The 13602-nt window shown below is 50.2% G+C and carries 11 protein-coding genes, 1 tRNA gene and 1 other annotated feature; of the genes, 7 read left to right on the plus strand and 5 right to left on the minus strand.

The window, feature by feature from the left end; translation table 11 throughout:
• The first annotated feature begins 8 nt into the window (after positions 1–8).
• The 6 genes from NQU17_13690 (at position 9) to NQU17_13715 (ending at position 7261) form a co-directional block, all read left to right on the plus strand.
• Entirely contained in the window at positions 9–1295 is a 1287-nt protein-coding gene (locus NQU17_13690) for a glycine/sarcosine/betaine reductase component B subunit (GenBank protein ID UUM11672.1), read from the plus strand.
• Between the two features lie 74 nt (positions 1296–1369).
• Positions 1370–1846, plus strand: a complete 477-nt coding sequence (gene grdA / locus NQU17_13695) for a glycine/sarcosine/betaine reductase complex selenoprotein A (GenBank protein UUM11673.1) — start codon at positions 1370–1372, stop codon at positions 1844–1846.
• A 38-nt stretch (positions 1847–1884) separates the two neighbouring features.
• Positions 1885–3192 (plus strand): glycine reductase complex selenoprotein B, encoded by a 1308-nt coding sequence (grdB, locus tag NQU17_13700; GenBank protein UUM11674.1) that lies wholly within the window; start codon positions 1885–1887, stop codon positions 3190–3192.
• Between the two features lie 148 nt (positions 3193–3340).
• The gene (gene grdC / locus NQU17_13705; GenBank protein UUM11675.1) at positions 3341–4879 is read left to right on the plus strand and encodes a glycine/sarcosine/betaine reductase complex component C subunit beta; all 1539 of its coding nucleotides are present in this window, start codon (positions 3341–3343) and stop codon (positions 4877–4879) included.
• A 5-nt stretch (positions 4880–4884) separates the two neighbouring features.
• Complete coding sequence (gene grdD, locus NQU17_13710; GenBank protein UUM11676.1) at positions 4885–6054, plus strand: glycine/sarcosine/betaine reductase complex component C subunit alpha; 1170 nt, start codon at positions 4885–4887, stop codon at positions 6052–6054.
• 157 nt (positions 6055–6211) lie between these two features.
• The gene (locus NQU17_13715) at positions 6212–7261 is read left to right on the plus strand and encodes a polysaccharide deacetylase family protein (protein UUM11677.1); all 1050 of its coding nucleotides are present in this window, start codon (positions 6212–6214) and stop codon (positions 7259–7261) included.
• Between the two features lie 541 nt (positions 7262–7802).
• On the opposite strand, the gene NQU17_13720 is transcribed toward NQU17_13715, so the two are convergent.
• Both NQU17_13720 and NQU17_13725 read right to left on the minus strand, forming a co-directional pair.
• On the minus strand, positions 7803–9017 hold the full coding sequence (locus tag NQU17_13720; protein ID UUM11678.1) for a YjiH family protein: 1215 nt from the start codon (positions 9015–9017) through the stop codon (positions 7803–7805).
• Positions 9018–9433: 416 nt separating this feature from the next.
• Positions 9434–10525 carry a nitronate monooxygenase gene (locus NQU17_13725; protein UUM11679.1) on the minus strand — a complete coding sequence of 364 codons (1092 nt, stop codon included), beginning with the start codon at positions 10523–10525 and terminating at the stop codon, positions 9434–9436.
• Positions 10526–10811: 286 nt separating this feature from the next.
• Positions 10812–11054: a binding site (T-box leader), on the plus strand.
• 129 nt (positions 11055–11183) lie between these two features.
• Between NQU17_13725 and NQU17_13730 the strand changes: the two genes are divergently transcribed.
• Positions 11184–11696 (plus strand): tryptophan transporter, encoded by a 513-nt coding sequence (locus NQU17_13730; protein UUM11680.1) that lies wholly within the window; start codon positions 11184–11186, stop codon positions 11694–11696.
• Positions 11697–11802: 106 nt separating this feature from the next.
• Here NQU17_13730 and NQU17_13735 read toward each other — a convergent pair.
• From NQU17_13735 to NQU17_13745, 3 genes are all read right to left on the minus strand, one after another.
• Positions 11803–11877, minus strand: a tRNA-Arg gene (locus NQU17_13735).
• A 43-nt stretch (positions 11878–11920) separates the two neighbouring features.
• Positions 11921–12751: a prolipoprotein diacylglyceryl transferase gene (gene lgt / locus NQU17_13740; protein ID UUM11681.1), complete on the minus strand. Its 831-nt coding sequence runs from the start codon at positions 12749–12751 to the stop codon at positions 11921–11923.
• Between the two features lie 89 nt (positions 12752–12840).
• Positions 12841–13563: a VTT domain-containing protein gene (locus tag NQU17_13745; GenBank protein ID UUM11682.1), complete on the minus strand. Its 723-nt coding sequence runs from the start codon at positions 13561–13563 to the stop codon at positions 12841–12843.
• Positions 13564–13602: the final 39 nt, after the last annotated feature.

The raw sequence follows: 13602 nt of genomic DNA on the forward strand, positions 1-13602 counted from the left end.
GATAAACTATGCGTCTAGAAATCGGAAACATCCTGATTAAGGATATCCAGTTCGCAGACACGACTAAGGTGGAAAATTCCGTTCTCTACATCAACAAGGATGAGATGATCAAGGAAATCAACACCGACGACAAAATTGCCTCCGTTGACCTCGACATCGCCAAACCAGGCGAAAGCATCCGCATCACTCCTGTCAAGGACGTGATCGAGCCCAGAGTAAAAGTTGCCGGAAACGGTGGCATTTTCCCGGGATTCCTTTCCAAGGTTGATCAGGTCGGAGAAGGCCGCACTCATGTCCTGAAAGGGGCAGCTGTTGTTACCACCGGTAAGATCGTCGGATTCCAGGAAGGAATCATCGATATGACCGGAATCGGAGCGGACTACACCCCGTTCTCCAAGACCCTGAACCTGGTTGTTGTCGCAGAACCCATCGAAGGACTCCTTCAGCATGACCATGAAGAGGCAGTTCGTCTGCTCGGCTACCGTGCCGCAAGATATCTTGCTGAAGCCGGCCGCAACATCGAGCCCGATGAAGTCAACGTATACGAGACCAAGCCGATCTTCGAACAGGCCGCTCAGTATCCGGAACTCCCGAAGGTTGCTTATGTCTACATGCTTCAGACCCAGGGCCTGCTGCATGACACCTACGTCTACGGCGTAGATGCCAAGAAGATCATCCCGACCTTCATTTATCCGACCGAAGTCATGGATGGAGCCATCGTGTCCGGAAACTGCGTATCAGCCTGCGACAAGAACCCCACCTATGTTCACATGAACAACCCCATCATCCACGATCTTTATGAAAGACATGGAAAAGACTACAACTTCATGGGAGTTGTCATCACCAACGAGAACGTTTATCTGGCTGACAAGGAAAGACATTCCAACATGGTCGCCAAGCTCGTTGAATGGCTCGGCGTTGATGCAGTCATCATTTCTGAAGAAGGCTTCGGCAACCCGGACGCTGACCTCATCATGAACTGCAAGAAAATCGAGAAGAAGGGCATCAAGACCGTCATCGTCACCGACGAATATGCCGGGCAGGACGGAGCTTCCCAGTCTCTGGCCGATGCTGATCCGATCGCGAATGCCTGCGTCACCGGCGGAAACGCCAACCAGCCGATCGTTCTGCCGAAACTTGACCGTGTCATCGGACACATCAACTTCGTCAATACCATCGCCGGCGGACACAATGAATCCCTCAGAGGAGACGGAACCATTGAAGGTGAGATTCAGTTCATCACCGGTGCTACTTCTGAAGTCGGATACAACAAACTGACCGCAAGAACCAAGTAATTCCCCTTATTCAAACCAAACGGGACTTGTCCCAATCATCGACCAAAATAAATCAAATCGAAGGAGAAATATTTATGAGCCGTTATGATGGTAAGAAAATCATCGTAATCGGAGATAGAGACGGTGTTCCGGCACCAGCTATCACCGAGTGTTTAAAAGATATTGACTGCGAAGTTGTCTTTGCGTCAACTGAGTGTTTCGTCTGAACAGCTGCAGGCGCTATGGACCTTGAAAACCAGAAGAGAGTTCTCGAAGCAACCGAAAAATTCGGTCCCGAGAATGTCGTGGTTCTCATTGGTGCATCAGAAGCCGAAGCTGCCGGTCTGGCAGCGGAAACAGTTACAGCTGGTGACCCCACATTTGCAGGCCCCCTGGCTGGAGTTAGCCTTGGGCTGAGAGTTTACCATTGTGTTGAACCTGAATTCAAGGATGAAGTCAATGCTGATGTTTATGAAGAACAGATCGGCATGATGGAAATGGTTCTCGAAGTAGACGAGATCATTGCTGAAATGAAGGGCATCCGCGAACAGTACACCAAGTTCCAAGACTAATTTAAATCGAAATACGAATAAGGAGGAATTGTACGAACATGAGTAAACTCAAAGTAGTACACTATCTGAACCAGTTCTTTGCCGGCATCGGTGGAGAAGATAAAGCAGACGTTGCACCTCAGATTCTGGAAAATCTCCCCCCTGTAACCCAGCAGCTGTCCAAGCTGTTAGGCGAAGATTATGAAGTAGCCGGCGCAGTTGTCTGCGGAGACTCCTACTTCAATGAAAATCTTGATACAGCCAGAGAAGAAGTGCTGAACATGATCAACTCATTCAATCCGGATCTCGTGATCTGCGGACCTTCCTTCAATGCCGGACGTTATGGTATGGCTTCTGCCACCGTTGCATCCGATGTCGAAGCGAAGCTCAAGGTGAAAGCCTTTGCCGCCATGTACGAAGAAAACCCGGGTGTTGACGTATTCCGCAAGAAGGTATACATCGTTAAGACTTCTGACTCCGCTGCCGGTATGAGAAAAGCTCTTCCCGCAGTTGTAGAGTTCGCAAAGAAGTATGTTTCCGGCGCAGAACTGCACCCGGAAGCCGATGGATTCTTCTCCAAGGGAGTCCGTGTCAATCAGTTTGTTTCTGAAAGAGGTTCCAAGCGGGCCGTTGACATGCTGATTAAGAAGATGAAGGGCGAAGAGTTCGTTACCGAATATCCGATGCCTGAATTCGACCGCGTTGATCCCAATCCGGCCGTTAAGGACATCACCAAGGCGAAGATCGCTCTGGTTACCTCCGGCGGAACCGTTCCTTTTGGCAACCCGGATCACATCGAATCATCCTCCGCTTCCAAGTACGGCGAGTATGACATCACCGGATTTGACAGCCTGAAGAAGGGTGAATGGGAAACCGCTCACGGCGGATACGACCCGACCTACGCCAATGACGTTCCAGACCGCGTACTGCCGGTTGACGTTCTGCGCGACCTGGAAAAGGAAGGCAAGATCGGCGAGCTCTACAAATACTTCTACACCACCGTTGGAAACGGAACAGCCGTTGCTTCCTCCAAGGCTTTTGCCGCTGAATTCAGCCAGAAACTGAAAGCAGACGGAGTGGACGCAGTTATCCTGACCAGTACGTGAGGCACCTGTACACGTTGCGGTGCAACAATGGTTAAAGAAATTGAAAGAGCTGGCATCCCGGTCGTTCACATGTGTACGGTCGTTCCGATCTCCCTGACGGTTGGTGCTAACCGGATTATCCCGACGGTTGCGATCCCGCATCCGCTTGGAAACCCGGCCCTGACTCCGGAAGCTGAAAAGGCGCTGCGGCGCAAGCTGGTCGAGAAGGCTCTCAAGGCTCTCGAGACTGAAGTTACCGAGCAGACTGTATTCGAAGACTAATTCCACATATACTGGCGGCCTCATTAAGCAGCTGGTGATTGAAACCATGGCTGCACGATCTCTTCGTGCAGCCACGATTTCAAAAAGAATTGTATAAATAATCAAATATTATAATTTTTAGTCAACCGACTAACTTGGAGGTAACTTAATGAGACCTGTATTGAAAAGCGCAAGCTATATCCTTGTCCATACACCTGATATGATCGTGCACAACGGCACGACGGTTCTGACCGAAAAAGTTACAAGCCCTGATTCCGAATTCCTCAAAACCGTGGAATCCAGAATCAGATCCTATGAAGATGTAATCAACTATGCCCCCAACCAGGTATACATCGGGAACATGAAGCCGGAGGCACTGCGCGACCTGGCAGAACCCTGGTGCAACACTCCGGTGGAAGGTACAAGAGAAGGAAAATACGGTTCGATTGTTCCTCAGGATGAATTCATCGCCATGATGAAAGTATCCGATGCATTTGACCTGGTATTCCTCAACAGGGAATTCACGGCTGATGTGAAGAAAAAAATGGAACAAAGCCCATTATATAATGCAACTGACCTGGCTGACCTGAAGGACGGCGCAGATCAGGCCGACATCGACAAGATGGTTGCCGACCACGGCGAACCGCTGATCCATGAAGGCAAAGTCATTGGTGTCATCAAGCGTGCACACGACATTGACAGCAACCTGACTGCACATATCATTTTTGAGAACCTCGTCGTGAAGGCTTCCGGAATCATCGCTGCCCGCGAGCTGTTCCTCAAGAGCGGCCTGAATCCTGAAGACGTAGAATATGTCATCGAGTGCTCCGAAGAAGCCTGCGGCGACATGAACCAGAGAGGCGGCGGCAACTTCGCCAAAGCCATCGCTGAAAAAGCCGGAATGGTCAACGCCACCGGATCCGACACCAGAGGATTCTGTGCAGCTCCGACTCATTCCCTGATCCACGCTGCCGCCCTGGTTGCTTCCGGAACCTACACCAACGTTCTCGTTGTTGCCGGCGGAGCTACCGCAAAGCTTGGAATGAATGCCAAGGATCATGTCAAGAAGGGTCTCCCGGTTCTGGAAGACGTTCTCGGCGGATTCGCCGTTCTGGTCAGCCAGGATGACGGAGTTTCCCCCGTTGTCAACCTGACCGCTACCGGACGCCACACCGTAGGCACCGGATCCTCCCCCCAGGCTGTTATTACCTCCCTGGTAACCAACGCTCTGGATAAGGCTGGTCTGAAGATCACCGACATCGACAAGTATTCCGCAGAAATGCAGAATCCGGATATCACCAAGCCGGCCGGCGCTGGAGATGTTCCGACCGCCAACTACAAAATGATCGGAGCCCTTGGCGTAAAGCGCGGCGAGATGGAGAAATCCTTCCTCAATGACTTTATCGTGAAGCATGGTGTTCCCGGTTTTGCACCGACTCAGGGACACATTCCGTCCGGTGTGCCGATCATTGGATACGCCATCGACGAACTGAAAGAAGGCAACCTGAACAAGGTAATGGTTATTGGTAAGGGATCTCTGTTCCTCGGCCGCATGACCAACCTGTTTGATGGTGTTTCCTTCATCATGGAAAAGAATGAAGGGGCAGCTCCTGCCGAAACCGGATCCTCCATGGATGAATCCAAGGTCAAGAGCCTCATTGCAGACGCCATGAGAAAGCTGGCAGAAAGCCTGTCCGAAGAGGTTTAAAACATATGGATGAGAGAAAATTAATCTCCAAGACGTTCCTTGAAATAGCGGACGCCCTGGAAAAAGGCAAGAGTCTGGGAGGTCACCGGATCGGTCTGACCACCTTAGGTTCTGAGCACGGCGAGAAGGCTCTGCTTCAGGGCGCTCTCCTGGCGAAGAAGCAGTTCCCGCAGATCGATGTGGTTCTGATCGGACCCAAGAATGATACCGGGCTGGAAACACTGGAAGCCAACAACGAAGATGAGCAGTACAAAGTCATGGAAGAGGCGCTGGACTCCAAGAACATCGAAGCCTGCGTCACCATGCACTACAACTTCCCCATCGGTGTTTCCACCGTTGGAAAAGTCGTAGCACCTGCCAACGGACGTGAAGTCTATATCGCAACCACGACCGGAACCTCCTCTGCCCACCGGGTAGAAGGCATGGTCAAGAACGCCATCTATGGCATCATCGCAGCCAAGGCTGCCGGCGTAGAGAAGCCAAAAGTTGGTATTCTCAACGTGGATGGTGCCAGAGCGGTGGAAATCGTTCTGAAAAACCTCAAAGCCAAGGGCTATGACATTGAGTTCGGTGAATCCGAGCGCGCCGACGGCGGAGCCGTTCTGCGGGGCAATGACCTGCTGATGGGCGCGGTTGATGTTGTCGTAACCGATACCCTGACCGGCAATCTGCTGATCAAGTTGTTCTCTTCCTTCACCTCCGGTGGAAAATACGAGACAACCGGTTCAGCCTATGGCCCGGGAATCGGCGAAGGCTACGACCGCAATGTCCTGATTCTGTCCAGAGCATCCGGTACCCCGGTAATCGCCAATGCCATCAAGTATGGCTATGATGTGGTTCACGGCGGCATCAACAAGCTCGCTGAGGCAGAATTCAAGAAGCTCAACGCCATGAACTGGCTGAGCCTGGTTAAGAAGGATGACAAGAAAGCGGAGAAGAAGGAAGCTGCTGAAATCAAGGCGCCCAATAAAGTGCCGGTAACCGGAAGCATCTCCGGCATCGACATTATGGAACTTGAAGACGCAGTGAAGGTTGTCTGGGCCGGCGGCATCTATGCCGAATCCGGAATGGGCTGCACCGGACCTGTTCTGCTGGTTCCTGAAGATAAAGTGGCTGAATCCACCGGACTTCTGGCGAAAGCCGGATTCCTGGCAGCCGAGTCTTCCATCTGTTAATATCCCAAAAGAATGCAGACTGCGGTCTGCATTCTTTTTAGACAAGCAGTCAGCGAATGTGATGTTCATACCATCGCTTCGCTGACTTTCTTTTTTTGTAACTACAAATCGCCCTTTTTTTGATATAGTAGTAATCATCGAAAGGTAGGGTGACTATATGAGAAAACGAGCTTATCAAATGACTGGTCTGATTTCCCTTGGCCTGAGTGCTATGATTCTGGCCGGATGCAATATAAATCTGCCAACCAGCCGGCCGGCAGAAACACAGCCCGGAGTTACTACCGGAGGATCCGCTTCCACCACAGCTGCCACCAAGCCTGGTACAAAGTCCAGCCAGACCCTCCCGGAAACTTCGCCGGTGACCACGGCTATCGAAACACAGCCGACGACAGTACCTGTCACAATACCTGCGACAATCCCGGCGACCAAGCCTGCCACCAAGCCGGTCACCAAGCCGGCCACCAAACCGGCGACCAAGCCGGTCACCAAGCCTGCGACCAAACCCGCCACCACGACATCAACGAAAACCACGACTTCCGGATCCACCGGAGCGTATGCCGATATTTCCAATAAACGATATGAGTGGAGCTACGGCTATCCCACCAGCTGGGTGACAGACTTTTCCGGACACTGGAATTACAGTTCCGGCAAACTCTATCTGACCATGGATCTGGGATACGAGATGGGCTATACCAATGTCATACTGGATACCCTGCGGGATAAGGGTGTCAAAGTAACCTTCTTCGTCACGACGGAGTATATCAAAGAAAATCCCGGAAAAGTCCGGCGGATGCTTGATGAAGGCCATAAAGTCGGCAATCATTCCACCAAGCACATCAACATGGTGAAGTTAGCGGAAACCAGTGAGGACCCACTGGTCGAGAATACGGAAAAGTGGGAGGCTGCCTATCAGGAAGCCACCGGTCGCACCAGTCATCTCTACCGCGCGCCGGAGGGCGTATTCAGCAAGCGCGGAATGGCCATTCTGGAAGATATGGGCTATGACATTATCTTCTGGGGAGCGGCCTATGCCGATTACGATGAAAACAACCAGCCCAGTATCGAGACCGCAAAGGAAAAGCTCTATAAATTCATCAGCTCTGGCGACGTCGTTCTGCTTCACCCATTCAAGACGAATTCAGAGCTTCTGCCGGAGTTCATCGATGACATGCGGGGGAGGGGCTATGATTTCTCCCTGGTCCCCTAAACGGGTCAGAGGCAGAAATTCATCACCAACAGATTCGACTCATATTCTGAGGTTCTGTAGTTTGCAGAGCCTCAGAATATTTTTTTAAATATTTTTCCGAACGTGTGTTTACGAGAAAATATGTTCGATTTTTGTCCCGACAAGTTCCTATACTTGAATCAAACCAACAAACAAAGGAAAAGGAGGGACAGCAGGGCGAGATTCAATGTCCCCTGCGATGAATATGAAAATCAAACTTCAATTTACATTAGGAATCATAATGGCGATGTGTCTCTTTGTCATCACATACCAGGCCTTCTGGCGGGCAGTGGGGTATCTTGTCGGGATTCGCCCATAAACCAGGCCGCAGAGTCTGAAATCGCACCAGAGGGCTCCTCAACGGGTTGTCAGGTCATCAGGTCGAATAAATCATCAGGGCAACTGGAAACCGGTCATTGACTGGAACGTTATTTAGGGTTCATTGAGACCAGAAAAAAACAGACTGCAGCCCGGGGGCGGCAGTCTGTCATTGCTGACATGTAACCTGTTCTCATTCTTCCTTTTAGAGGAGAATCAACAGGATGGGGGCAGTGACCAGAATGGAGAGAATGACTCGTTCCACCCAGAGAATGATGTAATCCTTCATCGTCAGGGGAATGTCTGTTGCCATCATGCAGGGGATGGAGGCTGAGAAGAACAGGATTTCGGATACGCTGACAACAGCGACCAGCATCCGGGTCATGAGCGGAGCTTCCACCACAAAGGCAGCAGGCAGAAGCATTTCAGCGATGCTGGTTGCCAGAGCCTGTGCGGTCAGGAAGGGTTCCGGCGTCATGGTCAGATAGGTAAAGGGAACGAAAATGTAGCCGATGATGTCGAAGATCGGAGTATATCTGGCGATCAGAAGACCGAGCATGCCAACACCAAGCAGTGACGGGGCAATATTCAGAGCCATTTTAAAGCCGTCAATGAAGTTGTTCAGCATGACTTTGCCGACGCTGGGCGATTGATGGAAAACATCCATAGCTTCGCCCATCGCGCGGCTGAAGGTGATGGGTTTCTGTTCTTCTTTTACTGCCGGTGAGCCATCGATGTAAGTATCAGGCTTTTTTGACAGGGGATAAATGTGCGTAGTGATCGCTGTGACCACAAAGGTTACGACGGCGGTCAAAATGAAGTAAAAGACCCATCGATCCATAATGCCCAGCGTCTTGGCCACGATGATCATAAAAGTGGCGGAAACGGTGGAAAAACCAGTGGCGATGATAGCGGCTTCTTTCGTTGTGTAGCGTTTTTCCTGATAAACCCGGTTGGTGATCAACAGAGCCAGGGAGTAGCTGCCCACGAAGGAAGCGACGGCGTCAACGGCCGAGCGGCCCGGAGTGCGCCAGATCGGACGCATGATTTTTTCCATATAGACGCCGATAAATTCCATCAGACCGAACTCAGTAATGAATCCCAGGAAAATTGATCCGATGGGAACGATGGTGGCGACGGATACCAGTATGCTGTTCCAGATGAGGGGCAGCATGCTTTTTTCATGAATGGCAGCCGGTCCCATTTTTGTGACAAACAGGAAGGCGAAAACCAGGGCAACCAGTTTCAGAATATAAAAAATCATGGCGGAGGTTGATTTGGCCCAGCTTTTTTTCATGGTCGAATAAACGACGCCGGCGATGACCATGATCAGACCAAAGATCAGATTGTAGTTGGGAATCTTCTTGATGGCGGTGACTATGTGGTCCAGGGGAATGCTGCTGGTGTTGTTAAAAAACACGGGAACAAAGAACATGAAAATACCAATGGCTGAGTAAAGTAAGAATAGCAAAACGTCGGTTGAACTGTAACTTTTTTTAGTGTTATTCATCCTGCTCACTCCTTTTGATATACCAGATTTTTGATGGGAATTCGGCAATGGCATGTTCAGTGTCAAATCACCTCCTGTTGACCGGTCCACAACCTTGCGCAGTGGGAGCCATGAGCATTGCCTATAGAAATCATATTACAATAATGATGGGCATAGCAAGGGGGCAGATGGGAATTTGGGATGAAACCGGGCTGTCATCCATGAAAATTGATAAATAAAAAATCACCTGACCTGCCAACTGGGCAGATCAGGTGATTACTTCTCTTTCATTCCGTTCCCGAATCATAGGGGTGATTGGGAAGGATTGGGGGAGTCAGGATGGATTATTACGGCTGGTCTGATGCCAGATCCTGTTCCGCTTCACTGACAAGTTCATTGATAAGATCCTGGACCTTGACGATTTCATTGACACGGTAGGCATTGCTGCCGGCAAACACCAGGCCGTTCTCTCCCTGAACTGAACTCATCAGGGCATCGGAAATGCAATAAGGTGTGGTCTTTGGATCGCAGGGAGCCAGGCATTTATAGCAGCGCCGAACTCGGATCCGGCCTTGGTCAAGGGTTCGGGTAAAGTCGTTCTGAATGGCACGTCCGGGCATTCCCACCGGGCTGCTGATCAGTCGGATGTCCTCTTTTTTGGCATTGACGTATGCCATTTTGAAGTTGAGATGGGCGTCGCATTCTTCCGTGCCGACAAAGCGGGTTGCCATCTGAACTCCGCTGGCCCCCAGCTTGAGGAATTTGGCGATGTCATGACCGGTGAAGATGCCTCCAGCGGCAATGACAGGTATTTTTATGCCGTATTTTTCTTCGTAGGGGCGGATCGCTTCGATGACTTCCGGAATTAACTGCTCCAGCGTCTTGTAGCTGCCGCTTTCCATTTCTTCTTTCTTAAAGCCTAAATGACCGCCGGCTTCCGGCCCCTCCACAATGAACAGGTCGGCTGTCCGCTGGAATTTCTTGTCATAGACTTTTGAAATCAGGCCGGCAGCTTTGCCGGATGAGACAATGGGAGCGATTTTGGTCTTGGTGCCAGCGACCAGTTCCGGCAGATCCAGGGGGAGTCCGGCACCGGTAACCACCAGGTCGATCCCTTCGTTGATTGCCGTCATGACGAGTTCCTTGTAGTTATTCATGGCAGCCAGGACATTAATGCCGATGATTCCATCCGTCAGTTCTCTGGCCTTACGGATCTGGGCAATGATGGACCGTCGGTTCGCCTCAAAATTATTGGTAACGAAATCTGGCTCCCGAAAGCCCGTCTGGACTCCGGAAATGACGCCGATTCCTCCGGCGTTGGCCACCGCGGCAGCCAGACCGGACAGGGATACCCCGATGCCCATGGCTCCCTGAAGAATCGGAACTTTCGCAACCAAATCGCCTATTCGTAGTTCATTTAATTTTTTGATGATGATCATTCTCCTGATATGTTTAATTTCATGGTTCAGTGCCTATTATATAGCAATTTAGTTTGATAATCAAAACATCTGTTGTCGGCGTGAAAATTTGGCAGGTCATTTTATCTGACGTGCTTCACTCCGCTATTTTGCCTCAACTCAACGGATTCTGGAGGACTCGGGAAGGGGACAGGTGAAGGAACGAATGACCAGATTCCGCACCTTGACTGAAAATAAGTTATTTTTTACGAAGGATTTTTGCTTGAATATTTGATTTCACGAGGCTATAATAGGGGTAATTGAATCAAGCAATTCATTGAACTGGAAGAGTACTTCAGTAAGGTTATTTTCAGAGAGTCCGTGGCGGTGGGATACGGACAGTGGACGACCGGAGGAATGGACCAGATAGAAGCAGTCCGAAATCGCAGGAGAGTAGTAACTGACGGATGCCCACCGATACAAGGGATAAGATATTTTACCGTATCTGACAAAGTGGGATCCATAGGGTCCAATTTAGGTGGCACCGCGAGCAGAGAGCTTCGTCCTATTCAGGGATGAAGCTCTTTTTTATATGCTCATTTTCTACGAAGGGAGGGAAACGGAGATGACCTGAAAGTCAGCAGAAACTCAAGATGATGAATCAGACTGGACCAATAATCGAACAAAGGAGTATTTTCTGATGAACACAAAAAAACTGGTAACCGCCGCTCTCCTCCTGGCTATGGGGTATCTCCTGCATATGATGATGCCAGGGCTTCCCTTGGGCAATATGAAGCCTGATCCCTTTCTGGCAATGATGTTTCTGGCGCTGATGCAAATGGAAGATTTGAAGAGCGCCTGCCTGATCGGCCTTGCCGCAGGTCTTCTGACCGCTCTGACCACAACGTTTCCCTTTGGACAGATCCCAAACCTGGTGGATAAAATGATCACGGCCCCCATGGTCTATCTGCTGCTGCAACAAGTCAGGCACCTTCGGCCGGTCAGCCGGCTGGTTCTGATTACCCCCATCGGGACGTTGATCAGTGGTTCAATATTTCTTTTCAGTGCGCAGGTCTTTTTTCAACTGCCAGCACCTTTTTCGGTTCTTTTGATTGGCGTGGTTGTTCCGGCAATGATCAGCAATACCATTCTGGCAGCAGTTGTGGGAAAAGCTTTGGACCGCCTCCGCCTGCCGATTCATACCTTAGGTTGATGAACAGCAAAATGGTCGATTGATATCACAGACGAGATAAAGATAAAAATAAGCTGAAACCGCGATAGTGATGTAATCACCCGGTTTCAGCTTATTTTGATTGATCTGGTACTCCCAACAGGGATCGAACCTGTATCTGACCCTTAGGAGGGGCCTGTTCTATCCATTGAACTATGAGAGCGGACACATCAGTAATTTTAAACTAAATCCAGCAGAGCGTCAAATTATTTGACATCCTGTGGATCTGTTTCGACCTCTGTCGGAGCGGGCATTTCCTTCGGCTTTCGGGTGTATTGATAGATCAGGTACAAAATTCCGAGGGAGCCCATGATGACTGAAATGAGCTGAGCGGTTCGAAGTCCGCCGACCCAGAGAGAATCTGTCCTCAGGCTTTCAATGAAGAAGCGTCCCAGGGAGTACAGGATCATGTACCAGGCCAGAATGGTTCCTTCATGGTGTTTCTTCCGTTTCCAGAATAAAACAATCAGCAGAATGCCCATCAGAATGTTCCAGGTCGACTCGTACAGGAAGGTGGGGTGGAAGTATTGTCCGTTAATGTACATGCCCTCTTGAATGAAGGCTGGGAATTGCTGGATGAATTCCTTCGTTACCGGTCCGCCGTGAGCTTCCTGGTTCATGAAGTTGCCCCAGCGGCCAACGGCCTGTGCCAGGATCAATCCGGGAGCGGCAGCATCCGCCAGCGACAGCATATAGGCAGTGGGCTTTTTCTTGATCACTTTGTAGAGAATAACCCCTGCCACCGCTCCGATCAGTCCGCCATGAATGGCCAGGCCGCCTCCGCGGATGTTGAGAATTTCAATCAGATGATCTTTATAGTTCGACCATTCGAAGGCGACGTAATACAGTCGGGCGCCGATGATGGCCAAAGGGAACGCATACAGGAACGCATCGAGAAAGTCATCGAAGCTGAGCTGCAAGTCGGCCCGAGTGGTATTGAATTTTGCGACCAGGAGTCCTAGAAGGACACCGGCCATGATCAGTACGGCATACCACATGATGTCAATACCGAAGAAGCGAAAGGCTACTGGATCCAAAGTAATGTTCCTCCTGTGATTTTCATATTTCTGATTATAGCACATAGCAGTGGGCGAACCGGTCGGTTCGAAGTCAGCTGTTCCGGCTGTTATTCTTCCGTATCGGTGGAATTCGGCGGAGTTTCATGGATGGGTTCGCGCTTCTGCCGTTTTTCTTGAACGGAAGCTTTTAGTTTCTTATACCCGTGTGATACCAGAATCACGGTGGGGATCATGGTCACAAGCATGATCATGCCGATGAGCAGGCTGAAATTATCCTTCATTCCAGGCAGGTTTCCAAAGAAGTATCCGACGGATATATATACTGTATTCCAGAATATGACTCCTGCGGTCAGAAAGGGCATGATGTGGGATGGCTCGGTTTGAGTAAACCCGGCAGCGAACGGCATGATTCCACGGAAGATGGGAATGAAACGGGAGAAAATAAAAGTTTTTCGGCCATTTTCCTCAAAGTAATCATGGGCCGCCTCAAAGTGATCCTGATTGATGAAATGGAAGCGGTGCTGTTTTTGATATTTCCTGCCGAAAAACCGGCCCAGATAGAAGCTTGTGATATCTCCCAGGAGAGTAGCGGATAAAAACAACGGGATCAGAACTTCAATCTGGACGTTCCTGGAGGTGGCGGAAAATGCGGAGCTGGCCAGTACAATGGAATTGCCCGGCAGGAAATTGAAGATCAGACCGCCGGTTTCCAAAAAAAGATTAATCCACAGAATCAGATAGGGGATGATTCCTGCCTGGGAAAACAGTTGATCCAGATGATACGGAAGACTGGATAAATAGTTTAGGGTTTCTCGGATAAACTGAATCATGAGCCGCCTCCTTTCCTGGATAAGTAACTACATTTTAGC

It is taken from the genome of Clostridiaceae bacterium HFYG-1003 (assembly GCA_024579835.1).
In the GTDB taxonomy this organism is placed as follows: domain Bacteria; phylum Bacillota; class Clostridia; order Clostridiales; family Clostridiaceae; genus JG1575.

Bases quoted from the DNA above. Each gene is read 5' to 3' on its own strand.
- grdC (UUM11675.1), top strand. From the start codon at position 3,341: ATGAGACCTGTATTGAAAAGCGCAAGCTATATCCTTGTCCATACACCT.
- NQU17_13745 (UUM11682.1), bottom strand. From the start codon at position 13,563: ATGATTCAGTTTATCCGAGAAACCCTAAACTATTTATCCAGTCTTCCG.
- NQU17_13730 (UUM11680.1), top strand. From the start codon at position 11,184: ATGAACACAAAAAAACTGGTAACCGCCGCTCTCCTCCTGGCTATGGGG.
- NQU17_13725 (UUM11679.1), bottom strand. From the start codon at position 10,525: ATGATCATCATCAAAAAATTAAATGAACTACGAATAGGCGATTTGGTT.
- grdD (UUM11676.1), top strand. From the start codon at position 4,885: ATGGATGAGAGAAAATTAATCTCCAAGACGTTCCTTGAAATAGCGGAC.
- NQU17_13690 (UUM11672.1), top strand. From the start codon at position 9: ATGCGTCTAGAAATCGGAAACATCCTGATTAAGGATATCCAGTTCGCA.
- NQU17_13715 (UUM11677.1), top strand. From the start codon at position 6,212: ATGAGAAAACGAGCTTATCAAATGACTGGTCTGATTTCCCTTGGCCTG.